The sequence below is a fragment of the Pandoraea iniqua genome (assembly GCF_902459685.1).
GTDB classification, from domain to species: Bacteria; Pseudomonadota; Gammaproteobacteria; order Burkholderiales; family Burkholderiaceae; genus Pandoraea; species Pandoraea iniqua.
The window spans coordinates 738,934-764,866 of the sequence record NZ_CABPSF010000001.1 but is presented as its reverse complement, the minus strand read 5'-3'; the positions used below and the strand labels follow the sequence as shown (position 1 = coordinate 764,866).

The following is a 25,933-nucleotide window of genomic DNA, read 5'->3' as shown; positions in this document are numbered from 1 at the left end:
GCATGGTCGGCAAGCCCAGCGCGCTCGTCGTGCGCTCGCTCAAGAAGCAATACGGCGCCCGGACTGTCGTCAAAGACGTTTCGCTCGACGTGAAAAGCGGTGAAGTCGTGGGGTTGCTCGGGCCCAATGGCGCCGGCAAGACCACGTCGTTCTACATGATCGTGGGGCTGGTGCCTGCCGACGACGGCGAAATTCAACTGGATGGCAACCTGATCAGCGAACTGCCCATTCACGAGCGCGCCCGCATGGGGGTCTCGTATCTGCCGCAGGAAGCGTCGGTGTTCCGCAAGCTCACGGTCGAGGACAATATTCGCGCCGTGCTCGAATTGCAGGTCGATGCGCAGGGCAAGCCGCTCAAGCGCGACGAAATCGAGCGCCGCATCGAAGCGCTGCTCGACGAGCTGCAAGTCGCGCATTTACGCGAGAACCCGGCCATGTCGCTCTCGGGCGGCGAGCGCCGTCGCGTGGAAATTGCCCGCGCACTGGCCACCCAGCCGCGCTTCATCCTGCTCGATGAGCCGTTCGCCGGGGTGGACCCGATTGCAGTGCTGGAAATTCAGCGCATCGTGCGCTTCCTGAAAGACCGAGGTATCGGTGTCCTGATTACCGACCACAACGTGCGCGAAACGCTCGGTATCTGCGATCACGCGTACATCATCAGCGAAGGCTCGGTGCTCGCCGCCGGCACGCCTGACCAGATCGTTGCCGACGAAAGCGTCCGGCGCGTTTATCTGGGCGAAAATTTCCGGATGTAAAGCTAATTTTTCGCATGTAAACCCTGCCTCCGATAGCGAGGCAGGCCGGTTTCGCTGACGTGACAAAGCCTCTACAATGAAGGCGAGAAACGTTATGAAACCGACCCTCCAACTCCGCACCTCGCAACACCTGACCCTCACCCCGCAGTTGCAACAGTCGATCCGATTGCTGCAACTGTCGACGCTCGAACTTCAACAAGAAGTCGAGCATGCCCTCACCCAGAACCCGATGCTCGAGCGCGAAGACGACTGGCTCGCCGGGTCCGTACGCGTCGGCACCGACGGCTCGCTTCGCAACGAACGCACGACATCGGTCAGCAGCACGAACGACGCACCGTCCGAGGGTAACGGTCACGACGAGGCACGCGAGCTCGACGGCGAAGCGCGTTTCGACGATAACGGCCAGGACAGCGGCAGCGACTGGAGCCTGAACGACTTTGCCCGCACGGGCAATGCCACCGACGACGACGACAACAACTCGCGCCCGCAGCTGCACGTCGACCATCCGAATCTGCGTGAACACCTGCTGGCCCAGTTGCGCGTGACCAAGGCTGCGCCGCGCGATCGCGCGCTGGTGGAGTTTCTGATCGAGTCGCTCGACGAAGACGGTTATCTCGGCACCACGCTCGACGAAATTCAGGCGGAAGTGGCCGAAGAACTGTCGCTGGAGGCTGAAGAGATCAATGCCGCGCTGGCGCTGCTGCAAAGCTTCGACCCGGCCGGCGTCGGCGCCCGGACCCCGTCCGAGTGCCTGCGGCTGCAATTGCAGCGGCTGCCCGCCAGCCCGGTGCGCACGATTTCGCTGCGTATCGTCTCCGATCATCTGGAACTGCTCGCCGCGCGCGACTACACGCGGTTGCGCCGTGTGCTCGGTGTCGGCGAAGACAGCCTGCGTGCCGCGCATCAGCTCATTCGCTCGCTCGACCCGTTTCCGGGAGCCGCCTACGGCACGCCGCAGGCCGACTACGTCATTCCCGACGTGCTCGTGCGCCGGCAGGGCAGCGGGTGGACGGCGGAGCTCAATCCCGAGGTGATGCCGCGTCTGCGCATCAACGAAATGTATGCGCGTATTCTGCGAAATAACCGCAACGATCCGGGCACCGGGAATCTCCAACAGCAGTTGCAGGAAGCGCGCTGGCTGATCAAGAACATTCAGCAGCGATTCGACACGATCCTGCGCGTGGCGCAGGCCATTGTCGAGCGTCAAAAGAACTTCTTTTCCCACGGCGAAATCGGCATGCGCCCCTTGGTTTTGCGCGAGATTGCTGATACGCTGGGTTTACACGAATCCACGATTTCGCGGGTGACAACCAGTAAGTACATGCTCACTCCATTCGGAACTTTCGAGCTTAAGTACTTCTTTGGTTCGCACGTCGCGACGGAAGCCGGAGGGGCCGCGTCATCCACGGCCATCCGTGCCCTCATCAAGCAACTGATAGGAGCCGAAGACCCGCAGAGCCCCCTTTCCGACAGCCGTATCGCGGAACTGCTGGCTGAGCAGGGATTCGTGGTGGCGCGACGCACTGTCGCGAAATACCGCGAAGCCATGCGAATTCCCGCAGTCAACTTGCGCAAATCTTTGTAGGACGGTCCTGGTGAGCCGTGTTGGCCTGCTGGGGCATAACGCCGCAGTGCGACATTGCGTCACATGAATGGCTCGCACTCCCGCTAGCCCGTCATTTGTGACGTGGCCTGCACTTCGGCATTTCAGCAAGGAGAGCAGCTATGAATCTGAAGATCAGTGGACACCATCTCGAACTCACGCCTTCGCTGCGCGAATTTGTGATTAACAAGCTTGACCGCGTGTTGCGCCATTTCGATCAAGTGATGGGCGCCGAGGTGATCCTCTCTGTCGACAAGACCAAGGAGAAAACCGGACGCCAGGTAGCCAGCATTACGGTGTTTCTCAAGGGTAAGGAGATTTTCGTCGAGAAGTGTGACGAAGATATGTACGCCGCCATCGACAAGCTGATCGACATGCTCGACCGCAAGGTAATCCAGTTCAAGGACAAGGTTCAGGACCACGGTCGCGAGGCCATCAAGCATCAGCAGCCGCCCGAGCAGGAACCGCTGCAATGAGTGCTTCCTGGCGTGGTAGTCGCGTCGACTGACACCGGCGAAAGCCCGCGCGGAACCTCGCGCCTGCAATTGCGTCTGTCATAGTCTGGCATCACCCACCGCGGGGCCGTTGAACGGCCCCTTTTATATGGTCCGGCGCATTTCTGGGGAATGGCGCAGGGGTCGGCGGCAGGTGGTCTATAATGCGAGGTCAATCGGGGGTTGGAGGGCGACTACGTGTTCGCCCGCATTACAAGATGAACCGTTTAGTCAAACTCTTACCTGCGTCCAACATCCTGCTTGGACTCTCCGTCACCAGCAAGAAGCGCGTCTTCGAGCAAGCCGGGCTCCTTTTCGAGAGCAATGCCGGGCTCACCCGCGCTGTCATCACCGACAATCTCTTCGCGCGCGAGCGACTCGGCTCGACCGGGCTCGGCGAAGGCGTTGCGATTCCGCATGGTCGCATCAAGGGCCTGAAGCACCCGATGGCAGCATTCGTGCGCCTCGAAGCGCCGATCCCCTTCGAAGCCCCCGACGGCCAGCCGGTGTCCCTGCTGTTTTTCCTTCTGGTTCCCGAACAGGCCACCCAGCAACATCTCGAAATTCTGTCTGAGATTGCACAATTGCTCTCGGATCGAACGATGCGCGAGACGTTGTCGAATGCACCGAGTGCCGAAGACATTCATTCGGCGCTCGCGAACTGGCAGCCCTGAACCGGCACGCCAGACAAGCCCCGTAGCGTAGACCCCCACACCCCCAACCGAACGAGGCGACGCGGTGGAACTGACCGGCATCAACGCGCAAAGCATTTTCGACGACAACGCCGCCACGCTGCGGCTGTCGTGGCTGACCGGCCATGAGGGGTGGGAACGCGGCTTTACGCCGGAGAGCGTGGCCACTGCCACATCGAGTGCCGACCTCGTCGGTCACTTGAACCTCATCCACCCGAACCGTATTCAGGTGCTGGGCGAAGCCGAACTGCGCTACTACCAGCGTCTGACGGAAGAAAACCGCAAGCGTCATATGGGTGAGGTGATTGCGCTGGAGCCGCCGTTCCTCGTGGTGGCCGACGGTCTCGAAGCCCCGCCCGACCTCGTGCTGCGCTGCACACGCTCATCCACCCCGCTGTTCACGACCCCGCTCTCGACCGCTTCGGTCATCGATAGCCTGCGCCTGTACATTTCGCGCGTGTTCGCACCGCGTTGCACGATGCACGGCGTTTTTATCGACATTCTGGGCATGGGCGTGCTGCTGACGGGCGACTCCGGCCTCGGCAAGAGCGAATTGGGTCTGGAACTGATCAGCCGTGGTCACGGGCTGGTCGCCGACGATGCCGTCGATTTCGTGCGTCTTGGCCCCGATTTCGTGGAAGGCCGTTGTCCGCCGCTGTTGCAGAACCTGCTTGAAGTGCGTGGCCTTGGCCTGCTCGACATCAAGACGATCTTCGGTGAGACGGCCGTGCGCCGGAAAATGAAGCTCAAGCTGATCGTGCAACTGGTGCGCCGCCCCGATGGCGAATTCCAGCGCCTGCCGCTCGAAGCGCAAACGGTCGACGTGCTGGGCCTGCCCATCAACAAGGTGATCCTGCAAGTGGCGGCCGGGCGAAATCTCGCCGTGCTGGTCGAGGCTGCCGTGCGCAACACGATTCTGCAACTGCGTGGCATCGATACGCTCAAGGACTTCATGGAGCGTCAGCGTCAGGCCATGCAGGACCCGGACGGCATGCAGGGCAAGCTCCTCTAAGCGAGCCCCCGCGCCCCACGGGCCGGTAAAATCCCCCGGGTTTACCGCAATTTCTGCTTTTTTCTGTCAACGCCGCGCGATTGCGGCGCGTTTTCTTTCATGTTGTAATCGCCACGCAGTCCTTCCCCTTGCGTGTCCGACCCTATGGAGAGACGACCATGAAGAAAGCACTCGCTGCACTGCTCCTGCTGTCCCCGTTGCTCGCATCGCCGGTTTTCGCACAAACGGCCTCAGCACCGGCGGCCCCCAAGGCGAACTCGCAAAACAACAAGATGACCGCCTGTAATCAACAGGCGACCGGCAAGACGGGCGACGATCGCAAGGCGTTCATGAAGCAGTGCCTGTCGGCCGCCGGCACCCCGGCCCCGGCCGCCAAGCAGACTCAGCAAGAGAAGATGAAGTCCTGCAATACCGCCGCCACCGGCAAGAAGGGCGACGACCGCAAGGCGTTCATGAAGCAGTGTCTGTCGAATCAACCGGCAGCCTGATATCCAGCCCGCCCACGGTGTTCGCGAACGGCGCCCCCACGGGCGCCGTTTTCATTGGCGCACCGATCGCGCCCAGAATGAGCGAACGCCTGAAAACCGCGCGGAACCATTCACGTAATTTCAAGCCCGACACCCGAACGACACAATCGCTTACCATCATGGTTGTATCCGGGAAATGCCATGAAGATCGTATTGATTACCGGCGTTTCGGGTTCGGGCAAATCGCTCGCCCTGAACGTCCTCGAGGATGCGGGCTACTACTGCGTCGACAATCTGCCGTCGCGCTTTCTGCCTGAGCTCGCCGAATACCTCGAAACACAGAACTACACACGTCTGGCCGTCGCCATCGATGCGCGCAGCGGCGGCTCGCTCGCCGATCTGCCGCCGATCGTCGGGGGTTTGCGCCGTTTCGGCCACGATGTGCGCGTATTGTTCCTGAATGCCACCACGCAAACGCTGGTGCAACGCTTCTCGGAAACGCGCCGCCGCCATCCGCTCTCTGCCGCCTCCACCGATCCCGTGAATGCCAGCGGGTCGCTCGTCGAGGCCATCGAGAAAGAGCGCGAGATGCTCAACAGCGTGACCGAACTGGGTCACCAGATCGACACCAGCAATTTGCGCGCGAGTGCGTTGCGCCGCTGGATTCGCGAGTTCGTGCAGCACGATCACACGGGTCTGACGCTGATGTTCGAATCGTTCGGGTTCAAGCACGGCGTGCCGCTCGATGCCGATCTCGTCTTCGACGTGCGCTCGCTGCCCAATCCGTACTACGACACGCAACTGCGCCCGCTAACCGGCCGCGACCAGCCCGTCATCGACTTCCTCTCTGCAATTCCGGAAGTCGACGAAATGATCAACGACATCGGCGCGTATCTGCAAAAGTGGCTGCCGAGCTTCATGCGCGATAACCGCAGCTACCTGACCGTGGCCATCGGCTGCACCGGCGGACAACACCGCTCGGTGTTCATCGCCGAAACACTCGGCGAGCGCTTTCGCGCCGAATCGAGCGTACTGGTGCGCCACCGCGAACTTGCGGACGGCGACGGCGCCTGAATCACACCCAGTCGGCTTGAATCAGGCCGGCAGCGACAATTGCCCGTCGTCGGGCGCAAGCGCATCAGCAATTTTGCGGATCGGCGACGGCAGACCGGCCCCGGCCACCTCCCCCGCATTCATCCATGCCTGCTGTGAGCCCGTTGCCGCGCTCGATTCGGCCGACTGGGCCATCGTCACCAGCCACGGGCGGAGATGCAGTTTGAAGTGCGTGAACACATGCGTGAGCCCGAGCAGCGGCACCATCGATCGCACCACGCCATGCGCGGCACCCAATGTCGACGCGCGCGCGCCAATGCGGTCACGCAGTGAGGCGTCGTCATCCTCACGAGCGTCGAGCGGCGGCGTGAGTTCCGGCAGGCTCCACAGCCCACCCCAGATGCCGCTGTCAGGCCGCCGTTCGAACAGCACCCGCTCACCGGCCCGAATCACCAGCACATCCACGTAACGCTCCGGCTGTGCCTTTTTAGGCTTCGACGTCGGCAGCGTGCGCTCGCGTCCGGTTGCGTGAGCCGCGCAATCGCTGTCGAACGGACATGCCTCACAACGCGGCTTGCCGCGTCCGCACAACGTTGCGCCCAGATCCATCATGCCCTGCGTGTACGCCGGCAGATCGCGCTCGGGCAGCAGCGATTCCGCCAATGCCCACATCTCGCGCTCGATCTTCGGCGTGCCGGGAAAACCTTCAATGCCGAAGACGCGCGCCAGTACCCGCTTGACGTTGCCATCGAGAATCGCTGCGTGCGCGTCGTAGGCGAATGCGGCAATGGCCGCCGCCGTCGACCGGCCGATACCGGGCAGCGTCGCGAGCGTCTCGGGGTCGGACGGGAAGCGGCCGCCGTGCTCGGCCACCACGACTTGTGCACAGCGATGCAGATTTCGCGCGCGGGAGTAGTAGCCAAGGCCGGCCCAGAGCGCCATGACGTCGTCCTGCGGCGCGGCAGCGAGTGCCGCGACATCGGGAAATCGTTCGAGAAACCGGGCGTAATACGGAATGACCGTCGCCACCTGCGTCTGCTGCAACATGATTTCCGAGAGCCAGATGCGGTAGGCATCGCGTGTGTTTTGCCACGGCAGGTCGTGGCGGCCGTGTTCGGCCTGCCACGCGATCAGGCGTTCGGCGAAGGTTTCAGTCAACGATTGGGGCATGGCTATTCTTGTGGGGGTCAGACGCTTTCATTTCTGGCAGTGCGGGCAGAAGAACGTGGAGCGCTGCTGCTGCACGATCTGCCGGATGGGCGTGCCGCACACTCTGCACGGCTGCCCTGCCCGGTCGTAGACGAAGTACTCGAGTTGGAAATAACCGCTCTTGCCGTCGCTGCCGACAAAATCGCGCAATGTGCTGCCGCCTTTCTCGATCGCTGCGGCGAGCGTTTCCCGCACCGCGATGGCGAGCTTTTCACAGCGCGGACGCGACAACTTTCCCGCGGCAAGCCGTGGATTGATGCCCGCGCGAAAGAGGCTTTCCGACGCATAGATATTGCCCACGCCAACGACGATCGAGCCGGCCAGCAACGCTTGCTTGATGGCGACGGTGCGCCCGCGAGTACCGGCGTAAAGCAGGTTGCCGTCGAACGCATCGGAGAACGGTTCGACGCCGAGATTCGCAAGCAACGCATGACCGAGCACATCGCCGGCCGAGCGCGGATGAAACAGCACGGCGCCGAAGCGGCGGGGATCGCGATAGCGCAATGCGCAGCGCTCGAACACGAGATCGATGTGATCGTGAATACCGGCAACCGGCAGTGCTTCGGGCTCGGGCAAGACGCGCAACGTCCCGGTCATGCCCAGATGCACGAGCAACCAGCCCGGCGCATATTCGAGCAGCAGGTATTTACCGCGGCGGGTCACATCGATGAGCGTCTCGCCACGCAACAAGGCGTCGAGCCCGGCGGGTACCGGCCAGCGCAGCGATGCATTGCGAACGTCGATACGAGCGACGCGCGTGCCCGCCACATGCGGCGCGATGCCGCGGCGGGTGACTTCGACTTCGGGGAGTTCAGGCATGCCTGCGAACGTTTGCTGAGGATTTAGACTCTATTGTATCGGGCGCGCTACAATCGCTCGAAACCTGCCGTGGATCCCTATGCCGAACACTCGTCTCCCGTCCATTCTCACCGCTTCGAAGCCCTCGGTGGCCGTGCCTTCCCGTCTGCGCGGCGCCTTGGCGCGCGGTGCTTTGGCCGGTGCTACGGCGCTCGGCGTGACCTGCGCCAGCGCGATCATGGCATTTCTGCCATCTTCGAACGCCTTCGCCCAGACCGGTCAACCCGGTGTCGTCCAGCCCGCACAACCGGCCGCACCGGCCGCCCCCGGCGCTGCGCCGTCGAAGGCGGCAAAGCCGGGCGCCGCGAGCAAGGCAGGCGCCAACGCCGATGCCGACGCAGATAGCGAAGACGTTCCGCCCAACGCCGACGTGCCGAAAGAGAAGCTGCCGAACGTCGCGCTCTCCAGCGAAATCGTGTTCGAAGTGACGGCCGCCGAACTAAGCCTCCAACAAGGCAACCTCGCACCCGCCTTCAACACTTACGTCTCGCTCGCCAACCGCACGAAGGACCCGCGCATGGCGCGCCGCGCGGTGGAGATCGCACTCGGCGCACGCCAGCTCGGCGACGCCCTCGTCGCGGCCCGTTTGTGGCATCAACTGGACCCGACGTGGCGTCCGGCCACGCAGTTGCTGGCCAGCCTCGAAGTCGGCACCGGCCATCTGGCGGAAGCCGAGCCGTTGCTCACCGACGAATTGAACAAGGTGCCGGAAGCGCGCCGCGGACAAGCCATTCTCGAGTTGCAGCAGATGATTGCGCGCAGCCCGGAACGTGCCACCGGCATCGAGTCGCTCAAGCGCATGCTCGCGAACGATCAGCAACGCCCCGAAGCGCAACTGGCACTGGCCCGCTCGCAACTCGACGCAGGCGACACCGCCGGCGCGCGTAAGTCGCTCGAAACGGCGCTCAAGCTGAAGCCGGATTACGAAGCGGCCGCGCTGCTTTACGGTCAGATGGGTCCGGAGGAGCGCGCAAGCGCCATTGCCGGCCTGAAGACGTTCCTCGACCGCAATCCGGATGCCAAGGAAGCGCGCTTCGCCTACGCCAAGCTGCTGCTCGCCGACAACCAGCTCGATACCGCGCAAAAGCAGTTCGAGACGCTCGAGAAGCGCTATCCGCACGAGTTGTCGACGCTGATGGCGCTGGCGCTGCTCAACCTGCACGCCAAGCATCCCGGCGCGGCCGAACAGTACTTGCAGAAGTACGCGACCGAAGCCGAACAACAGAACACCGACGGCGCGCAAGCGTATGTGTATCTCGCGCAGATTGCGCAGGATCGCAAGGATTACCCGGCCGCCGACAAGTGGCTCTCGAAGATTCGCGAAGACAGCAACGCCTATCTGCCGGCACAAATCGGCCGCGCGCAATTGCTCGCCGATCAGGGCAAGGTCGAAGAAGGCCGCGCGCTGCTGCACGGCATCAAGTCGAGCGACCCGCGCGAGCAACTCGCGCTCAAGCGCGCGGAATCCGATCTGCTCGTCAAAGCGAAGCGCTATGACGATGCCGAGAAGCTGCTCGCCGTCGAGGTCAAGGATCATCCGGACGATCCCGATTTGCTCTACCAGTACGGCATGGTCGCGGAACTGAACAAGCATTACGACGTCATGGAAAAAGCCATGCGTCGCGTGATGACGGCGCAGCCCGACAACGCGCAGGCTTACAACGCGCTGGGCTACTCGCTCACCGAGCGCAATACGCGTCTGCCGGAAGCGCTCAAGCTGTTGCAGAAGGCGTCGTCGCTCGCACCGGACGATCCGTACATCATGGACAGCCTCGCTTGGGTGAAGTACCGCCTTGGCGACAAGACGCAGGCGCTCGAATTGCTGCGCCGGGCGTACGGCATTCAGGCGCAGGCCGAAATCGGCGCGCATCTGGGCGAAGTGTTGTGGGAAAGCGGCCAGCAGGACGAAGCCCGCAAGACGTGGCGCGAAGCGCTCAAGGTCGATAGCGACGACGACACGCTGCGCTCGACGATGAAGCGTTACAACGTCACGCCGTAATGCTGTGATACCGGCGTCGCGAGCCTTTCCTCGCGACGCCTTTCTTTTTGCTGACGATGTCCCGTTTGCCCCAACTACCCTTGTCCCGTCACGATCTCTCGATGTTGCCGCGCCCGCGTCTGACGATGCGGGCCGCCGGCATGGCGCTCGCCATCTCTGCCGCCGTGCTCGGCACCGGGTGTGCGAGCCTCGCACCGCCCGCCCCTATCGCACAGGCCGAAGGCACCAGCGTCGAGCATTACCGGGGACGTTTCTCGATTCGATTCGAACAGAACGGCGAGGCGCGCAATACGTACGGTAATTTCGACTGGCAGCAAAGCGGCGAAAACGCCACCGTGCAATTGCTCGATCCGCTCGGGCAAACGCAGGCGATCGTGCGGGAGAGCCCGCGGGGCGCCTCGCTCGAATTGCCGGGCAAGGCACCGCTGACTGGGCCGCGCCTCGAAGACGTGATGCACGACGCGCTCGGCTTTGCCCTGCCGGTCGGCGGTTTGCGCTACTGGCTGCATATGCAGGGCGCGCCCGGCTCGCAGGCGAATATCCAACGCGATCCGCAGACGCAACGCCCGACGCGCCTCGTTCAGGACGGCTGGACCATCGACTATCAGGCGTATTTCGACACCACACCCCTGCGTGTGAAACGCGTCGACCTCTCGCGCGATCTCGATGGCTCGCCGCTGGCGGTACGGCTGGTGATCGACGAGTAAGCAGCGCCCGGCGGTGCTATCCTTGGCGCCTCTTGCTCAAGCGGCCGCTCGATGACCGCGAACGAACGAGTCCCTGCATTCCGGCCGCCGGCCCCTGCCGTCGGCCCTCAAAACGCATTGCCATGTACGAAATCCTGCGTGACTGCCCGGCTCCGGCCAAATTGAACCTGTTCCTGCACATCGTGGGACGCCGGCCCAATGGCTATCACGAGCTGCAAACCGTCTTCCAGCTGATCGACTGGGCCGATACGCTGCATTTCGAGCGCCGCGACGACGGCAAGATCGTGCATACGAACCCGCTGCCCGGCGTGCCGCCCGAGACCGATCTGACGGTGCGGGCCGCGCGGTTGCTTCAGGAACACTGCGGGGTGCAGTTCGGCGTGGATATCGGCATCGAGAAGCGCCTGCCGGCTGGTGGCGGCATCGGCGGCGGCAGCTCGGACGCCGCAACCACCCTGCTCGCGCTCAACCGTATGTGGCAGCTCGATCTGCCGCGTGCCGAACTCCAGACGCTGGCACTCAAACTCGGTGCCGACGTGCCGTTCTTCGTGTTCGGGCGCAATGCGTTTGCCGAGGGGCTGGGCGAGCAAATGCAGGCAGTGGATCTACCGCAACGGCACTTTCTGGTCGTCAACCCGCGGGTACACGTCGCAACCGATAAGATTTTTCGTGATCCCCTGTTGACAAGGGATTCGAACGTCGTCACAATGGCGTTCTTTCTTGAGCACGCCAACAAAAACGTGTTCGAAACGGATGAAATTTTCCGTAACGACATGCAGGCGGTAGTCACTCGAGAATACGCGGAAGTCGCTGCTGTGATTGACTGGTTCAGAACCTTCACCACAGCTCGCATGACGGGATCCGGCGCCAGCGTGTTTGCAGCATTCGACACGAAGGCAGAAGCGGAAGCGGCATGTAAGCGATTGCCAGAGCGCTGGCTCGGTCAAGTGACCGCCGGTCTGGCCGAACACCCGTTGTTCGCATTTGCGTGAAAAAGTTTTACTTTGCTGCGTATCCTACGACGCAACAAAGGCATCGGTTAGTGTAGGGGAGTCGCCAAGTTGGTTAAGGCACCGGATTTTGATTCCGGCATACGAGGGTTCGAGTCCTTCCTCCCCTGCCAATTTCTCTGTCGTTCAGTCTCAGCATCAATACGTCCCGCAGGTAGCCAGATGAGTAGTGATAACCTAATGGTATTCACCGGGAACGCCAATCCCGCCCTGGCCCAAGAGGTCGTCAACACTCTCGGCATCCCGCTCGGCAAGGCCATGGTCAGCCGATTCTCGGATGGCGAAATCCAAGTCGAAATCCAGGAAAACGTGCGCGGCAAGGACGTCTTCGTCCTCCAGTCGACGTGTGCGCCGACCAACGACAATCTGATGGAACTGTTGATCATGGTCGACGCGCTCAAGCGCGCTTCTGCCGGCCGGATCACTGCTGCCATCCCGTATTTCGGCTATGCCCGTCAAGATCGCCGCCCCCGTTCGGCGCGCGTGGCGATCTCGGCGAAGGTCGTAGCCAACATGCTGCAAATCGCAGGCGTCGAGCGCATCATCACGATGGACCTGCACGCCGACCAGATTCAGGGTTTCTTCGATATCCCGGTCGACAACATTTACGCCTCGCCGCTGCTGCTGGCTGATGTGCGCAAGCAGAATCACGAAAACCTGCTGGTGGTTTCGCCGGACGTCGGCGGCGTGGTGCGTGCCCGTGCACTCGCGAAGCAACTGCATTGCGATCTGGCCATCATCGACAAGCGTCGTCCGAAGGCCAATGTGGCCGAAGTGATGAACATCATCGGTGAAGTCGACGGCCGTACGTGCGTGATCATGGACGACATGGTCGACACCGCCGGCACGCTCTGCAAGGCAGCGCAAGTACTGAAGGAACGCGGCGCACAGAAGGTCTACGCCTACTGTACGCACCCGGTGCTCTCGGGTGGCGCAGCAGAGCGCATCAACGCTTCGGCGCTCGACGAAGTGGTCGTGACGGATACGATTCCGCTGCGCGACGACTCGAAGGGCGGCAAGATTCGCCAGTTGAGCTGCGCTGGCCTGCTCGCCGAGACGTTCTCGCGCATCCGTCGCGGCGACTCGGTGATGTCGCTGTTCGCGGAGTAAGCGTTCGGTAGAATTTTTGCGACGGCGCCTGTGTGGCGCCGTTGTCATGTCGGCGGGGAGCGTTTTCCCCGCCTTTGTCGTTCCTGAAACCCGTGTTTTTTGCACGGAAAAGTTCAGGAAGAAATCGCCACCTGGTCGCGGGTGGTACAAGGAGTTGTTATGAAAGTCGTCGCTTTTGAGCGTAATCTGCAAGGTACGGGTGCGAGCCGCCGCCTGCGCAATGCCGGCAAGACCGCAGGCATCGTGTACGGTGGTAACGTTGATCCGCAACTGATCGAACTCGATCACAACGCACTGTGGCACGCCCTGCGTAAAGAAGCTTTCCACTCGTCGATTCTCGAGCTGGAAATCGCTGGCAAGTCGGAACAAGTGCTGCTGCGCGATGTGCAGTACCACCCGTTCAAGCAACTGGTTCTGCACGTGGATTTCCAACGTGTCGACGCCACCAAGCCGATCCACGTGAAGGTGCCCCTGCACTTCCTGGGCGCTGAAGAGTCGCCCGCAGTGAAGCTGTCGGCCAACGTGATCAGCCACATCGTGAACGACCTCGACATCAGCTGCCTGCCGGGCAAGCTGCCGGAATTCCTGGAAGTCGATCTGTCGAAGCTGGCTGCTGGTCAAACCGTGCATGCTAAGGACGTCAAGCTGCCGGAAGGCGTGACGCTCGTGCTGCACGTCGAGCAAGAAAACCCGGTCGTGGCGCAAGCCGTTCAACCGGCGGGCGCTGCTGCTGATGAAGCTGCTGCCCCGGCTGCCGAAGGCGAAACGCCGGCTGCCTAAGCCTGCGAGTTGTCCTTCAGCGGCGACGCTGGACGCAAAACCCGCCGCGACGTCATGTCCCGGCGGGTTTTTTTATTGCGGTGCGCCTATCCTGCGTAGGTTGCACACAAGATCTGATACCGAAATGATCAAGCTGATCGTAGGGCTCGGCAATCCGGGCGCTGAATACACGGCCACCCGGCACAACGCCGGCTTCTGGTTTGTCGACGCATTGGCGCAGCAAAGCGGCGCCTCGCTGTCGAACCAGAAGAGCTTTCATGGCTATGCGGCCCGCGCACGCATCGCCGGCAGCGAGGTCTGGCTGCTCGAACCCCAGACGTTCATGAACCGCTCAGGGCAGTCGGTGGTCGCGCTCGCGCGCTTCTATAAGATTCTGCCGGATGAAATTCTCGTCGTGCACGACGAACTCGATCTGCCGCCCGGTGGCGTCAAACTCAAACGCGGCGGTGGCAGTGGCGGCCATAACGGCCTGAAGGACATTGCCGCGCATCTGACGACGCCTGATTTCTGGCGTCTGCGTCTGGGCATCGGCCATCCGCGCACGCTGCAACCGGCGGGCAGTCAGCAACAGGTGGTGGACTTCGTGTTGAAGCCGCCGCGCAAGGAAGAACAAGCGCAAATCGACGACGCGATGTCGCGTTCGCTCGACATCGTCGATCTCGTCGTGAAAGGTGAGATGGAAAAGGCGATGATGCGCCTGCACGCCACGCCGGGGAAATAAGCAACCCGGCGTATCAGGCCAGCTTGTCCGCTTGCAGGTGGGTGTACTTCGCGAGCAACTGCGCCGGCGTCTCGACGTGTTCCGGATTGATCGGAATGCACTCTACCGGGCACACCTGCACGCACTGCGGTTCATCGAAGTGCCCGACACACTCGGTGCACTTGTTCGGGTCGATCTCATAAATCTCGACCCCCATCGAAATTGCGTCGTTCGGGCACTCGGGCTCACACACGTCGCAATTGATGCATTCATCGGTAATCATCAAGGCCATACGGCACCTCCAACTGTATCGCGACGCCGGCCCGCCATCCGAGTCAAACCTCGGGTCAGACCCGGGGCCAGACCGGCGCGCGCGATACTCATCCCTTCGCCGACAGGTCGCCGACTTTCGTCACCAACCACTTCTCGACGGAAGGGAACACAAACTTGCTGACATCGCCGCCCAGTTGCGCAATCTCGCGCACGATCGTGCCCGAGATGAACTGGTACTGGTCAGACGGCGTCATGAACATCGTTTCCACGTCGGGCAACAGATAGCGGTTCATCCCGGCCATCTGGAACTCGTACTCGAAGTCGGACACGGCACGCAGCCCGCGCACGATCACGCGCGCCTGGTGCTTACGCACGAAGTCCTTGAGCAGCCCGGAAAACCCCTCGACCGTCACGTTCGGATAGTGCCCAAGCACTTCGCGCGCGATATCGATGCGCTCTTCCAGCGTGAAGAACGGCTTCTTGTTGCGACTGTCGGCCACACCGACAATGAGCTTGTCGAAAATGCCCGCCGCACGGCGAACCAGATCTTCGTGCCCTCGGGTCAGCGGGTCGAACGTCCCCGGATAGATCGCCACTACCATGCCAACGTCTCCTCGCGGCTGGGGACCGTTACTACGTACTTGTTCATTGTGGTCTCTAGGTTTTCGGAATCGATTCAAGCAAATGATAATGCACCGCTCCGGCTTTCGCCCGGCGCACACACACTAGCCCCAGTGCCGCCAGCGCTTCGTCGTCGAGCGGCGCGTCGGATTCAGCATAGATCACGCCGTTGGGCGCCAGCAGGCGGGCCGCAGGGGCCAGCAGATCGGTCAGCCAGCCACTCGCGAACGGCGGATCGAGAAACACCACGTCGAAAGCCCCGGGTGCGAGTGTGGTTATCAGACGCCGCGCGTCGGCCTGCACGATCTCGACCTGATCGGCGGCGAGCTTGGCCTGATTGGCGCGCAACTGGCGCACGGCCGGTGCGGCGTATTCGACCATCAGCACACGGGCCGCGCCTCGCGAGGCCGCCTCAAAACCCAGCGCGCCACTGCCGGCAAAGGCATCGAGGCAACGCAGGCCGTCGAGATCTTGTCCAAGCCAATTGAACAGCGTTTCGCGCACACGATCCGGCGTGGGACGCAGGCCATCGCCGGGCGGCACAGGCAGCGGCGTGCGCTTCCACTGGCCGCCAATGATGCGGACCTGCTGGGGCGCGCCGCGTGCGACGTTTCCGGAACCTGACTTCATGCGGCGCTCCGGTGTGTGGCGTTGGCGGCGACATTGTTGGCGGCAACATTAAGTACGGCCAAAGTGCCCAAATAGTGAGATCGCGCGCAGGGTTGCGCGCGCTGGTCGTCCAAATTCATGGTAATTCACGCTACATTGTTGAGGCGAAACATACCACATCGCCCGTAAGACTTGCCCCCTGTGGTTTCGAAGGGGCATGCCAGACGACAGGAGACCCCCGAATTCGCTATGACCGATGCCGCCATCGAGGTAACCGAACTCTGCAAAGCCTACGACGGACGCCCCGTCGTCGATCACCTGTCACTGCACGTGGCGCCCGGTGAATGTTTCGGGCTACTGGGCCCCAACGGCGCGGGCAAAACCACGACGCTACGCATGCTGCTGGGCCTCGTCACCCCCGACGCCGGGGAGATCCGGCTCGGCGGCCTGTCGGTCCCCAGACTCGCCCCGGAAGCCCGGCGCCGGATCGGCGTGGTGCCGCAGTTCGACAATCTCGACCCCGACTTCACCGTGCGCGAGAATCTGGCGATCTTCGGACGCTATTTCGGACTCTCCTCCGCCGAGGTGCGCGAGCGCGTACCCGCCCTGCTCGCCTTTGCGCGGCTCGAATCGAAGGCCGACGCGCGCGTCGGGCAACTCTCGGGCGGCATGAAGCGGCGCCTCACGCTCGCCCGCGCGCTCATCAACAACCCCGATCTGCTGCTGCTCGACGAGCCGACGACGGGGCTCGACCCGCAAGCGCGCCATCTGATCTGGGAACGGCTCAAATCGCTGATGAACGAGGGCAAGACGATTCTGCTCACCACCCACTTCATGGAAGAGGCCGAGCGCCTGTGCCATCGCCTGTGCGTGATCGATGCCGGTCGCAAGATCGCCGAAGGCACGCCGCCCGAGCTGGTCGCGCGCGAGATCGGTTGCGACGTGGTCGAAGTCTTCGGCGATGTGCCGCACGCGCTGCTGGTAAGCCTTGCCCCGTTGGCCGAGCGCATCGAGACGAGCGGCGAGACGCACTTCTGCTACGTACGCGACGCCACCCCGGTTGTGAACGCACTGCGCGATCAGCCCGGTGTGCGTTATCTGCATCGGCGCGCCAATCTGGAAGACGTTTTCCTCAAACTCACCGGACGGGAGATGCGCGATGACTGAGGCCGATCGCCAGAGCCAGACCGAACGTTTGACAACTCGCACCCAGCGGCCAGAGACACCGCGCTACCTCCCCGGCTTCACCCCGTGGACCGGTGTGTGGCGGCGCAATTTTCTCGTCTGGCGCAAGCTCGCCATCGCGTCGATGTTCGGCAATCTGGCCGACCCGATGATCTATCTGTTCGGGCTCGGCTTTGGGCTGGGCATGATGGTCGGGAATGTGGACGGCACGTCCTATATCGCGTTTCTCGCCGCGGGCACGGTCGGCTCGAGCGTGATGTTTTCCGCGAGCTTCGAATCGATGTACTCGGGCTTCTCGCGCATGCATGTGCAGCGCACGTGGGAAGCGCTCATGCACACGCCGCTGACGCTGGGCGACGTCGTGCTCGGTGAAGTGGCTTGGGCGGCCAGCAAAGCGGTGCTCTCGGGCCTCGCGATTCTGTTGGTGGCCAGCGTCCTCGGCTACGCGCGGCTCGACGCCTTGCCGGTTGTGCTGCCCGCGGTGGTGCTTGCCGGCTTCGCGTTTGCGAGTCTGGCGATGGTCATGACGGCACTCGCGCCGAGTTACGACTTCTTTATGTTCTATCAGACGCTCGTCATGACGCCGATGTTGCTGCTCTCGGGCGTGTTCTTCCCGTTGTCGCAACTCCCGGCGGCCGCGCGCCACGTCACCGAGTGGTTGCCGCTCGCACACGCCATCGCGTTGATTCGCCCCGCCATGCTCGGACGCGCCATCGACCAGCCGTGGCTGCACGTGGCCGCCTTGGTCGCCTACGCAGTGATCGCGTTTGCGATTGCGCTGACGTTGCTGCGACGGCGGATTCTGCGGTAACAACGGTAATGCCGATAGCGCCGATAACGGATAACGCATTCGACCAGCCGCCCAAGAAAAAGCGGCATCGGAAATTTCCCGGTGCCGCTTTTTTCCTACTGCGTGAATCGCACCGCAGCGTTACTTCGCTTTCGTACCCGCTGCCGCAGCGCCACCGGCCGCGGCACCCGCACTCGCGGCACCGAACACATTGCCCGGGCCAACGACGACAGTCACCAGCCGGTCAGGTTGCACGTGACGTGCAAACGCGTCTTTCACCTGCGCAGCGGTCACGGCCTTGACCTTGTCGGTCCACGTGTCGAGATAGTCGAGCGGCAGGTTATAGAAACCGATCGCGGCAACGCTCGCCAAGAGCTTGCGATTGCTGTCCAGACGCAGCGGGAAACCATTGATCAGGTTGTCCTTCGCGGCCTGCATTTCGGCATCAGTCGGGCCGTCCTGCACGAACTTGCCCAACGTCTCGCGGACTACCTTCAACGCTTCAGGCGCCTGCTCGCGACGCGTCTGCAAGCTGATCTCGAACGGCCCCTCCTGCAACTGCGGGACGAACATGCTCGTGACACCATACGTCAGCCCGCGCTTCTCGCGCACTTCGGCCGTGAGTCGCGACACGAAGCCACCGCCGCCCAGCACATAGTTGCCGACGAGCAATGCGAAGTAGTCGGGATCGCTGCGTGCCACCGACGCCTGACCGCTCACGATATGCGCCTGCTCGGCCGGGTGCGGCAGATCGATCTGCACGGCACTGCGCAGCGCCGCCACCGGCGGCATGGCCGGCGGCTGGATGCCCGCCGGCATGGCGTCGGTCAGCGTGGCTACCAGCTTCTCGGCCTGTGCGCGATCGATGTCGCCGACGAGGGTGACCACCGCGCGCTTCGGGCTGAACATGTCGCGATAGAAGCGCACGAGATCGTCACGCTTGACCGCATTCACGCTCGCCACCGTGGCACTCACCCCATACGGATGGCTGCCGTAAATCGCACTGCGGAAGGCCTTCTCGGCAATCGCTTCGGGCTTGGTGTTGGCCTCGGCAATCGCCGCCGACAGGCGCGCAGCCTCACGCTTGAGCACGGCCTCGGGGAACGTCGGATGTTGCAGGAACTGCGCCATCGTACTGACGGCGGCGTCGCGTTCGGCCGCCGACGATAGCGTGCGCATCGTGACGGTTGCGGCATCACGCCCCGCGCTCGTCGCTTCCATCGCGCCCACATCGGCAAAGCGGTCGGCAATTTGCGCCTCGGTCAGCGCCGGGCGGCCGTTCACTGCCATGGCGCCCGAATCGAGCAATCCGGCAGTGAGCAACGCCAATCCGGATTTGCCAGGCGGATCGTAACGACTGCCCGCATCGAAATCGATGTTCAGATCGAGCATCGGAATCGAATGGCTCTCCACGAGCAGCACTTTGGCACCGGAGGGCGCCGTCCAAGTCTGGATCGGCAGTGCCGCCAGTGCCGTCGTCGGCATGGCTGCCACAGCAGCAACAGCGCCCACGCAGGCAGGCAGGACAAACGCACGCAGTAGTGCGGTAATTTTCATCATCGGGTGGCCTCTTAGCGCATGTTCTTCAGGTCTTCCGCCCCTTGGGCGCGGCGCTTGCGTGTCGCCTCATCCACGGGCTGCGGCACCAGCGTGGCCACCGTCAGCGTGTCGTCGCCGAAGTACTTGCCCGCCACCGCCTGCACCTGTGCCGGCGTGACCGCCTTCACCTTCTCGAGCATGCGATCGATCTGCCGCCACGAGATGCCCGACATTTCATTGAGACCGATCTCCATCGCCTGACCGAACACCGAGTCACGCTTGTAAATCTGCCCCGCAACGACCTGCGCTTTCACGCGCTTGAGTTCTTCCTCGGTCACGCCGTGCGCCGCAATGTCGGCCACTTGGGCGCGCAAGGCCTTCTCGATCTGCTCGGGCGTCTTGCCCTGTGCCGGCGTGCCGTCGAGGATGAAGAACTGCGGGCCGCGACCCACGCCGTCGTAACCGGCACCCACATCGTTCGCGATGCGTTGCTCGCGCACGAGGCGGCTCGTCAGCCGCGCGTTGCCGTAGCCGTCGAGCACCGCCGCCAGCACTTGCAGCGCATAGACGTCGTCATCCTTCTCGACATCGGTCAGACGCGGTGCGCGCCACGCCAGCATCACGTTCGGGTTCTCGGCGGGCGCCTTCACGAACACACGGCGCACGCCCAGTTGGGCGGGTTCGTTCTGCGGCCGGCGCTCGGGCAGCGCGTGCGACTTGATCGGACCGTAGTACTGCTCGGCCCAGCGGCGCACCTGCTGCGGATCGACGTCGCCACTCACGACCACCACTACGTTGTTCGGCGCATACCAGCGCTCGTACCACGCGCGCGTATCGTCGACGGTCATGTGCTGAAGATCGTCCATCCAGCCCACGATCGGCCGGCGGTATGGGTTGGCGACCAATGCCGACGCCATCAGTTGCTCGTAAAGCAACGCACGCGGCTGGTCGTCGGTGCGCAGCCGGCGCTCTTCCATCACCACCTGAATCTCTTTGGCGAATTCGTCGGCCGAGAGTGTCAGGTTGGCCATACGATCGGCTTCGAGACGCATCATGTCGGGCAGACGCGACTTCTCGGTCTGCTCGAAGAAGCCCGTGTAGTCCTTGCTGGTGAATGCATTCTCGCGGCCGCCGAGTGCGGCGACCTGACGCGAAAACTGACCCGGGCCGACCGTCTTCGTGCCCTTGAACATCATGTGCTCGAGCGCGTGCGCCACACCCGTGGTGCCGTTGAACTCGTCGAGCGAGCCCGCGCGGTACCAGACCACATGCGCCACCGTCGGTGCGCGATGGTCTTCGCGCACGATCAGCCGCAGTCCGTTGGAGAGCGTGAATTCGGAAGTGTTGTCCGTCGTTTTGCTGCCGGTGGTGTCGGCGGCATGGCCCAGGCTAATCACCCCGGCCAAGGTCAGACCGGCCAAGGCGTGAAGCCAGCGCATGGTTCCTCTCATGGATCCCCTCATGAATTCCCTTTTGCCCTTGATGGACGTCGAGACGCGTCTGATAAAATACGTCGCATTTCCCGCGCCGGAAACGCGACCGCCCATTGTAGGGCGTTTTGCCCGGCGCGAATGGCACGACAAATCAGAGACGTCTCCGAGCGCGCTCCCCACGCCAAGTTCCTCACCCCATGTTCAGTTTCTTCAAGCGTTTCACGTCGGGCGGTAACAAATCCGCCGAGCCGAGCCCCGCATCGCCCGTCGAAAACGAGGCCGACGACGACGCTGCAAAGGCCGCCGCCGAAGCTGCCTCCGCCGCGCCTGCCGCTGCCCCTGCTCCGACACCGGCCCAGCCCGCTGCGCCGCAGGCCGCTCAAGCGCCGGTGGCTGCACCGGCGGCGCCCGTGGTGCCGCCAGCCCCTGTGGAAACCCCGGCTGCCACGGCAACGCCTGCCGCCGAACCCGATGTTCCGCAAAGCGCACCCGTCCGTGACGCCGAGGCGTCAAAAACGGCGGCGTTGTCTGAAACGCCTGCGGCGAATGTCCCCAATCCGGTGACGATTGCGCCGGAAGCCGAACCGCAACGCAAACCGGAAGCGCTGCCGGAACCTGAACCGGAACCTGAGCCGGAACCTGAAGCGCAATTCGAACCGGAAGTTGCGCCCGCACCGGCCCCCGCCCCGGTCGTCGTCAAAGACGACAGCGGTGAAGCCATCGGCGAAATCGTAGCGGCCCCTGCCGCAGCGCCCGCCGCCAAGCGTTCGTGGCTCACGCGCCTGAAGGCCGGGCTGTCGAAAACCAGCGCGGGGCTTACGGGCATCTTCGTCGGCGTGAAGGTCGACGAGAATCTATTCGAAGAACTGGAAGGCGCGCTGCTCATGAGCGACGCGGGCGTCGAAGCCACCACGTTCCTGCTCGACGCGCTGCGCAAGAAGGTCAAGTCTGAACGCCTGACCGAAGGTGAACAGGTCAAGCGCGCGCTGCACGATCTGCTGGTCGAGTTGCTCTCGCCGCTGGAACAGAGCCTCGTGCTGGGCCGCGAAGCCCCGCTGGTGGTGATGATCGCGGGCGTGAACGGTGCCGGCAAGACCACCAGCATCGGCAAGCTCGCCAAGCACTTCCAGAGCTATGACCAGTCGGTGCTGCTCGCTGCGGGCGACACCTTCCGCGCCGCCGCGCGCGAGCAACTGACGATCTGGGGCGAGCGCAATAACGTCGCAGTCGTCGCGCAGGAAAGCGGCGACCCCGCCGCCGTGGTGTTCGACGCCGTGAGCGCCGCCCGCGCCCGAAAGATCGACATCGTGATGGCAGACACTGCCGGGCGCCTGCCCACACAGTTGCATCTGATGGAAGAACTGAAGAAGATCAAACGCGTGCTCGGCAAGGCCGCCGACGGCGCACCGCACGAAGTGCTGCTCGTCATCGACGCCAACACCGGCCAGAACGCCCTCGCGCAGGTCAAGGCGTTCGACGACGCGCTGCAACTCACGGGCCTCATCGTCACCAAGCTCGATGGCACGGCCAAGGGCGGCATTCTCGCCGCCATCGCCCGCCAGCGCCCGGTGCCGGTCTACTTCATCGGCGTGGGCGAGAAGGTCGAAGACTTGCAACCGTTCTCGGCACGCGAGTTCTCCGACGCCTTGCTCGGGTAAGTCGATTCGCCTCTGCGCCAAAGAACAACGGCCCGCACTCAACGAGTAGCGGGCCGTTTTCTTTGTGCTTTCGGGGCAGCTTCAACGCACCTCAGGCAGCGTACATCAGGCAGCGCACCAGCCGCTGCTTCACCGCATCACAACTGCTGCGCGATCAGCCCTGCGCAGAGCCCCCACATCATCACGCCGACGATGCCGTCGAGAATCTGCCAAGCGCGGGCGCGGGAGAATAGCGGGGCCAGCAATCGGGCACCATAGCCCAGCGTGGTGAACCACAGCACAGATGCGGTCATTGCTCCCGCAGCAAACCACGCATTCCCCGGGGCAGGCTCGCGCGCGCCGATGCCGCCGAGCAGAATCACCGTATCGAGATACACGTGCGGATTGAGCAGCGAGAGCATGAGCACCAGCACGAGTGCACGCTGCCACGTCATGTCTTGCGTCGCCACACGGCTGCCGTCGGCCTGCAATGCGCCAGTGCCGCGAAACGCCGCCCGCCACGCGCGCAGCCCGTACCAGAACAGAAACGCCGCACCGCCCCACGTGACGGCCGTCAGAAAGCGCGGATAGGCGGCAATCAGCCCGCCCATGCCCGCCACCCCTGCCGCGATGAGTGCCATATCGCAAACGGCACAGACCGCAACGGCGAGACCCACGTGACGTTTCAGAATGCCTTGCCGCAAGACAAATGCGTTTTGCGCGCCAATCGCAATAATGAGGCTGGCGCCGAGCGCCATGCCCCGCCAGAAAGCCGGATCGATCATCGAAGCACTTACTCTGCGTCGGGTTGCGCTTCGGGCGTGGCGCGCTGGAAGGCATCGAGCGTGAGGCAATGCGCATTCACGGCCGAAATACGCGGGAACGGCGTCATGTCGATCTTGAAGCGATTGGCGTTGTAGATCTGCGGCACGAGGCAGCAATCGGCCAGCGTCGGCGTGTCGCCGAACGTGAACTTGCCGGGCTGCGGCTGCGCTTGCAGACGCGCTTCCAGCGACGTAAGCCCTTCGATCACCCAGTGCACGTACCACGCGTTCTTCTGCTCCTCGGTCACGCCGAGGTTGTGCTTCAGGTAACGCAACACGCGCAGATTGTCGATCGGGTGGATATCTGCCGCGATATCGAGCGCCAGCGCACGCACCTGCGCCCGGGCCACCGGATCGGCCGGCAACAAGGCGGGCGTCGGGTGAATGTCTTCCAGATATTCGATGATCGCGAGCGACTGGTGAATATTCACGTCGCCATCGACAAACGTCGGCACCAGCGCATTGACGTTGAGCGCGCGGTACGCGGGCTTGAGCTGTTCGCCACCGTCGCGCACGAGATGCACCGGCACGGTGTCGTAGTCGAGGCCCTTCAGATTGAGCGCGATCCGCACGCGATACGCGGCGGAACTGCGGAAATAGCTGTACAGCGTGGACATGGCGTTCCTCAAAGACGGGATATTCCGGGTGAGCAGGCGGCGGGACGTTCGGCGGGGGTCGTAGCCCGTCTGTTGCGTGGCACTCGCCACGTCCCGCACAGACACGAGATGGTACTTGAAGCGTTGCCCGCTGCAACACCTGATTGCGTATGATGGAAGCCTGTCTGCGCCGCGGTCTGCGTACTGTGGCGGCCCGCACCACCTGTACTGCCTGCACTATCTGTACTACCCGCAATCCTCTTTCCCATCCCGAACTTCTGACGCGTCATGACCACTGCTGCTCCGTTTGCCTGCGCACCGCTGCTCAAAACCATCGCCCGAGGGGCAAAGGGCGCGCGGCCGCTGAGCGCCGACGAGACGCGTACGCTGTTCGACGCAATTCTCGCGGATCGCGTCGCGCCCGCGGAGCTTGGCGGCGTGTTGATTGCGTACCGCATCAAGGGCGAAACGCCGGTGGAACTACGTGCGATGCTCGACGCCGCCCACGCGACGTTCACCCCGCTCAAGGCGCCCGACGATGCCCCGCCGCCGGTGCTCCTGCCGAGTTACAACGGCGCACGCAAACAACCCAATCTGACGCCGCTGCTGGCGCTGCTGCTCGCCCGCGAGGGCATTCCGGTGCTGGTCCACGGTCAGCATCACAGCGGGGCGAATCGCGTCGGGACGCAGGCCATCTTTGCCGCGCTAGGCCATGCGGCTTGCCAGTCGGGCGCCGAGGCCGAAGCGGCGCTGCGCGCCCGCCGCGTCGCCTATCTGCCGATTGCCGCGCTGTCGCCCGGCCTTGAGCGCTTGTTGGAAATGCGCGCCGCACTGGGGGTACGCAATTCCGGGCACACGGTCGTGAAGTTGCTCCAGCCGTTTGCCGGACCGGCATTGCGGCTGGTGAATTACACCCACCCGGAATACAAGGAAACGCTCGGCGCGATGTTTGCCGACGCGGCCAACAGCCCGGCCCCCGGCGTGCTGCTCGCGCGGGGCACCGAAGGCGAGCCGGTCGCCGATGCCCGCCGTCAGGGGGCGATCGACGGATTTTCCGATGGCGTACCCCGCGCTTGGCAAAACGCGGAGGAAGGGGCCTCGGGCGCACCGCCCGCCCTGCCCGCCGCCGATGCCGAAGCAACGGCCCGCTGGATCGAGGCCGTGCTGGCCGGCGATGTCACGATTCCGGCCCCCATCGCGCGGCAAGTCGAGGTGATCCGGCTGGCGCTGGGCCTAAAGGGCTGACGTCGAGGACTGACCTCAAGGGCTGAAGTCATGCGCGAACCTCAGTGGCTGACCTCGATGGCTGAATGAGCAGCCGCAACTCGGTTTAAGGGCGCAACGGTTGCGCGACATTCGAGCGCAATGCGTCGCCGTCGCTCGAAATCCGGAAATATCGGGTTTTTCTGCAAAAAATCCGATATTTTCGGAACATTTCATCCCGAAACACATCAAATCTTCTGCTTAGAAGTACACGCTCGAAGCGTGTCGTGAGAAGGGCCGCCGGCCCGCCGCGCTGCCCGCTGTGTCTTTACTCGGCCGACGCCATCCGCGTTGCCTGCCATGAGATGAGCCGCCACGCTTCGGCCTCGCGCACATGGACCGCCGTGTAAATCATTTGCGATTCCAGCGAGCCGGTGGCGGTTTCCAGCTCCACCAGGAGCTTGCCGATCACCACGACGGTGTCGCCGAACTGGTGAAGTTGCTGATCCGACGACTGAATGTCGAGATAGCGGCGGCGGCCGGACGTCAGTGCGCCCAGAAATTGCTGTTTTGTTTCGCATTTGCCGTTCGAGTGAACGTAGCGAACGCCCTCGGCCAGAAGTGAGTCCAGTTTTTCGACGTCGACCTCGACCATCGCGGAAAACCGCGCTGCTTCGAGCTCTCGGATTGCGTCGATATGCTTTCCAGCCATGCTGACCTCCCCTCTCGCCGACACCTGAACACACGCGACTTGGGTTGCAATTTACACCATCC

27 protein-coding genes and 1 tRNA gene are annotated in these 25,933 nt (G+C 63.3%); 18 read left to right on the top strand and 10 right to left on the bottom strand.

Annotation, left to right across the window (positions count from 1 at the left end; translation table 11 throughout):
• The first annotated feature begins 2 nt into the window (after positions 1 to 2).
• The 7 genes from lptB (at position 3) to rapZ (ending at position 6,097) form a co-directional block, all read left to right on the top strand.
• Positions 3 to 755, top strand: coding sequence for an LPS export ABC transporter ATP-binding protein (gene lptB, locus PIN31009_RS03420; protein ID WP_150683436.1), 753 nt, complete (start codon positions 3 to 5; stop codon positions 753 to 755).
• A gap of 94 nt (positions 756 to 849) precedes the next feature.
• On the top strand, positions 850 to 2,340 hold the full coding sequence (locus PIN31009_RS03415) for an RNA polymerase factor sigma-54 (protein ID WP_058377149.1): 1,491 nt from the start codon (positions 850 to 852) through the stop codon (positions 2,338 to 2,340).
• 140 nt (positions 2,341 to 2,480) lie between these two features.
• Entirely contained in the window at positions 2,481 to 2,834 is a 354-nt protein-coding gene (hpf, locus tag PIN31009_RS03410) for a ribosome hibernation-promoting factor, HPF/YfiA family (protein WP_058377148.1), read from the top strand.
• 236 nt (positions 2,835 to 3,070) lie between these two features.
• Positions 3,071 to 3,526, top strand: coding sequence for a PTS IIA-like nitrogen regulatory protein PtsN (gene ptsN / locus PIN31009_RS03405; RefSeq protein ID WP_150682992.1), 456 nt, complete (start codon positions 3,071 to 3,073; stop codon positions 3,524 to 3,526).
• A 64-nt stretch (positions 3,527 to 3,590) separates the two neighbouring features.
• Positions 3,591 to 4,556 (top strand): HPr(Ser) kinase/phosphatase, encoded by a 966-nt coding sequence (hprK, locus tag PIN31009_RS03400; protein WP_058377146.1) that lies wholly within the window; start codon positions 3,591 to 3,593, stop codon positions 4,554 to 4,556.
• Between the two features lie 158 nt (positions 4,557 to 4,714).
• Positions 4,715 to 5,044, top strand: coding sequence for a PsiF family protein (locus PIN31009_RS03395; RefSeq protein ID WP_150789287.1), 330 nt, complete (start codon positions 4,715 to 4,717; stop codon positions 5,042 to 5,044).
• Positions 5,045 to 5,224: 180 nt separating this feature from the next.
• The gene (gene rapZ, locus PIN31009_RS03390; RefSeq protein ID WP_150682990.1) at positions 5,225 to 6,097 is read left to right on the top strand and encodes an RNase adapter RapZ; all 873 of its coding nucleotides are present in this window, start codon (positions 5,225 to 5,227) and stop codon (positions 6,095 to 6,097) included.
• Positions 6,098 to 6,118: 21 nt separating this feature from the next.
• Here rapZ and mutY read toward each other — a convergent pair whose 3' ends face one another.
• Together mutY and mutM are read right to left on the bottom strand one after the other, a co-directional pair.
• The gene (mutY, locus tag PIN31009_RS03385) at positions 6,119 to 7,267 is read right to left on the bottom strand and encodes an A/G-specific adenine glycosylase (protein WP_425495462.1); all 1,149 of its coding nucleotides are present in this window, start codon (positions 7,265 to 7,267) and stop codon (positions 6,119 to 6,121) included.
• 6 nt (positions 7,268 to 7,273) lie between these two features.
• A complete protein-coding gene (mutM, locus tag PIN31009_RS03380; protein ID WP_150789285.1) occupies positions 7,274 to 8,104 on the bottom strand; it encodes a bifunctional DNA-formamidopyrimidine glycosylase/DNA-(apurinic or apyrimidinic site) lyase in 831 nt (276 codons plus the stop codon).
• 79 nt (positions 8,105 to 8,183) lie between these two features.
• On the opposite strand from mutM, the gene PIN31009_RS03375 reads away from it, so the two are divergent.
• The 7 genes from PIN31009_RS03375 to pth all read left to right on the top strand — a co-directional run bounded on the left by PIN31009_RS03375 (position 8,184) and on the right by pth (position 14,470).
• Positions 8,184 to 10,142, top strand: coding sequence for a tetratricopeptide repeat protein (locus PIN31009_RS03375; protein WP_150789284.1), 1,959 nt, complete (start codon positions 8,184 to 8,186; stop codon positions 10,140 to 10,142).
• A 65-nt stretch (positions 10,143 to 10,207) separates the two neighbouring features.
• Positions 10,208 to 10,849: an outer membrane lipoprotein LolB gene (locus PIN31009_RS03370; RefSeq protein WP_246185489.1), complete on the top strand. Its 642-nt coding sequence runs from the start codon at positions 10,208 to 10,210 to the stop codon at positions 10,847 to 10,849.
• 122 nt (positions 10,850 to 10,971) lie between these two features.
• The gene (ispE, locus tag PIN31009_RS03365) at positions 10,972 to 11,841 is read left to right on the top strand and encodes a 4-(cytidine 5'-diphospho)-2-C-methyl-D-erythritol kinase (protein ID WP_150789283.1); all 870 of its coding nucleotides are present in this window, start codon (positions 10,972 to 10,974) and stop codon (positions 11,839 to 11,841) included.
• Positions 11,842 to 11,895: 54 nt separating this feature from the next.
• Positions 11,896 to 11,972: transfer RNA gene (locus tag PIN31009_RS03360), tRNA-Gln, on the top strand.
• Between the two features lie 49 nt (positions 11,973 to 12,021).
• The gene (locus tag PIN31009_RS03355) at positions 12,022 to 12,969 is read left to right on the top strand and encodes a ribose-phosphate pyrophosphokinase (RefSeq protein WP_058377138.1); all 948 of its coding nucleotides are present in this window, start codon (positions 12,022 to 12,024) and stop codon (positions 12,967 to 12,969) included.
• A 159-nt stretch (positions 12,970 to 13,128) separates the two neighbouring features.
• Positions 13,129 to 13,749, top strand: coding sequence for a 50S ribosomal protein L25/general stress protein Ctc (locus PIN31009_RS03350; protein WP_150682985.1), 621 nt, complete (start codon positions 13,129 to 13,131; stop codon positions 13,747 to 13,749).
• A gap of 124 nt (positions 13,750 to 13,873) precedes the next feature.
• Positions 13,874 to 14,470 (top strand): aminoacyl-tRNA hydrolase, encoded by a 597-nt coding sequence (gene pth, locus PIN31009_RS03345; protein ID WP_058377136.1) that lies wholly within the window; start codon positions 13,874 to 13,876, stop codon positions 14,468 to 14,470.
• Between the two features lie 13 nt (positions 14,471 to 14,483).
• Here the strand turns inward: pth and PIN31009_RS03340 are convergent, their stop codons facing one another.
• The 3 genes from PIN31009_RS03340 to rsmD form a co-directional block, all read right to left on the bottom strand.
• Positions 14,484 to 14,741 carry a YfhL family 4Fe-4S dicluster ferredoxin gene (locus PIN31009_RS03340; RefSeq protein WP_087689896.1) on the bottom strand — a complete coding sequence of 86 codons (258 nt, stop codon included), beginning with the start codon at positions 14,739 to 14,741 and terminating at the stop codon, positions 14,484 to 14,486.
• Positions 14,742 to 14,829: 88 nt separating this feature from the next.
• The gene (gene coaD / locus PIN31009_RS03335) at positions 14,830 to 15,324 is read right to left on the bottom strand and encodes a pantetheine-phosphate adenylyltransferase (RefSeq protein WP_058377134.1); all 495 of its coding nucleotides are present in this window, start codon (positions 15,322 to 15,324) and stop codon (positions 14,830 to 14,832) included.
• Positions 15,325 to 15,379: 55 nt separating this feature from the next.
• Complete coding sequence (gene rsmD / locus PIN31009_RS03330) at positions 15,380 to 15,973, bottom strand: 16S rRNA (guanine(966)-N(2))-methyltransferase RsmD (RefSeq protein ID WP_150789282.1); 594 nt, start codon at positions 15,971 to 15,973, stop codon at positions 15,380 to 15,382.
• A gap of 228 nt (positions 15,974 to 16,201) precedes the next feature.
• On the opposite strand from rsmD, the gene nodI reads away from it, so the two are divergent.
• Positions 16,202 to 17,119, top strand: a complete 918-nt coding sequence (nodI, locus tag PIN31009_RS03325) for a nodulation factor ABC transporter ATP-binding protein NodI (RefSeq protein ID WP_150789281.1) — start codon at positions 16,202 to 16,204, stop codon at positions 17,117 to 17,119.
• Entirely contained in the window at positions 17,112 to 17,948 is an 837-nt protein-coding gene (locus PIN31009_RS03320; RefSeq protein ID WP_150682982.1) for an ABC transporter permease, read from the top strand. The genes nodI and PIN31009_RS03320 overlap by 8 nt, the downstream gene beginning before the upstream one ends.
• Before the next feature lie 120 nt (positions 17,949 to 18,068).
• Here the strand turns inward: PIN31009_RS03320 and PIN31009_RS03315 are convergent, their stop codons facing one another.
• Entirely contained in the window at positions 18,069 to 19,487 is a 1,419-nt protein-coding gene (locus tag PIN31009_RS03315; protein ID WP_150789280.1) for a M16 family metallopeptidase, read from the bottom strand.
• An 11-nt stretch (positions 19,488 to 19,498) separates the two neighbouring features.
• A complete protein-coding gene (locus PIN31009_RS03310; RefSeq protein ID WP_246185488.1) occupies positions 19,499 to 20,905 on the bottom strand; it encodes a M16 family metallopeptidase in 1,407 nt (468 codons plus the stop codon).
• Between the two features lie 191 nt (positions 20,906 to 21,096).
• Between PIN31009_RS03310 and ftsY the strand changes: the two genes are divergently transcribed.
• A complete protein-coding gene (gene ftsY, locus PIN31009_RS03305; protein ID WP_174996923.1) occupies positions 21,097 to 22,557 on the top strand; it encodes a signal recognition particle-docking protein FtsY in 1,461 nt (486 codons plus the stop codon).
• 137 nt (positions 22,558 to 22,694) lie between these two features.
• On the opposite strand, the gene PIN31009_RS03300 is transcribed toward ftsY, so the two are convergent.
• Both PIN31009_RS03300 and maiA read right to left on the bottom strand, forming a co-directional pair.
• Positions 22,695 to 23,321 (bottom strand): LysE/ArgO family amino acid transporter, encoded by a 627-nt coding sequence (locus tag PIN31009_RS03300; RefSeq protein ID WP_087724028.1) that lies wholly within the window; start codon positions 23,319 to 23,321, stop codon positions 22,695 to 22,697.
• A gap of 8 nt (positions 23,322 to 23,329) precedes the next feature.
• Positions 23,330 to 23,977 carry a maleylacetoacetate isomerase gene (gene maiA, locus PIN31009_RS03295; protein ID WP_150789279.1) on the bottom strand — a complete coding sequence of 216 codons (648 nt, stop codon included), beginning with the start codon at positions 23,975 to 23,977 and terminating at the stop codon, positions 23,330 to 23,332.
• A gap of 267 nt (positions 23,978 to 24,244) precedes the next feature.
• Here maiA and ybiB point away from each other — a divergent pair, with 267 nt between their 5' ends.
• A complete protein-coding gene (gene ybiB, locus PIN31009_RS03290; RefSeq protein ID WP_150789278.1) occupies positions 24,245 to 25,201 on the top strand; it encodes a DNA-binding protein YbiB in 957 nt (318 codons plus the stop codon).
• 286 nt (positions 25,202 to 25,487) lie between these two features.
• Here the strand turns inward: ybiB and PIN31009_RS03285 are convergent, their stop codons facing one another.
• Positions 25,488 to 25,871: a nuclear transport factor 2 family protein gene (locus tag PIN31009_RS03285; protein ID WP_058377124.1), complete on the bottom strand. Its 384-nt coding sequence runs from the start codon at positions 25,869 to 25,871 to the stop codon at positions 25,488 to 25,490.
• Positions 25,872 to 25,933: the final 62 nt, after the last annotated feature.